Annotated in this window: 2 protein-coding genes; both read right to left on the reverse strand. The window is 49.0% G+C overall.

Annotated elements, in window-relative coordinates:
* On the reverse strand, positions 1-248 hold a 248-nt coding region (locus tag E1963_RS19325), incomplete at its 3' end, for a hypothetical protein (protein WP_201272110.1).
* 16 nt (positions 249-264) lie between these two features.
* Positions 265-565 (reverse strand): hypothetical protein (locus E1963_RS19330; RefSeq protein ID WP_207669426.1); only part of this gene is annotated, 301 nt, incomplete at its 5' end.

Genomic DNA, 565 nt, shown 5'->3' on the forward strand with positions numbered 1-565 from the left:
CCTTTCCTTCTCCTCCCCCTCTCCTCCCTCCTCTCCCTCCCCTCCTCTTCTTCTTCTTCCTCCCTTCCCTCCTTTCTTTCCCCTCTCTCCCCTCCTTCCTCTCTTCCTTTCTTCCTTTCCCCCCCTCTCTTTCCTTTTCTTCCTTCCTCTTCCTTCTTTCTTCTTTCTCCCTCTTTTTCTCCGCCTTTCCTACTTGTTTCTTTCTTTCCCTCTTCTTTTCCTCCTTTTCTTCCTTTTCCTCTTCTCAAAAGTATCCTCTTCTTCTTAATCGCCCGTTCGCTCTTTCTTCCTCTTCTCTTCCTTCTTCCTCTCCTCCTTCCTTCCTTTCTTCCTCTCTCCCTCTCCTCCCTCCTTCCTCTCCCTCCGTCTCTTCTCTCTCCTTTCCTTTTTTCCTCCCTTCTCCTCTCTCCTTTCCTTCTCTCGCTTTACCGTGAGATAGCTTCCGCTTATTCTGAGAATTCTATCCTCTGGCATCTTTTTTACCCTTCTCTTCCTTCTCTGCCTTCCATGGAGGAAGCCGTTCCTTCCCTCTCCTCTAATCTCCCGGTCAACGTCTCTTTCTTCT

The organism is Extibacter muris, from assembly GCF_004345005.1.
In the GTDB taxonomy this organism is placed as follows: Bacteria; Bacillota; Clostridia; order Lachnospirales; family Lachnospiraceae; genus Extibacter; species Extibacter muris.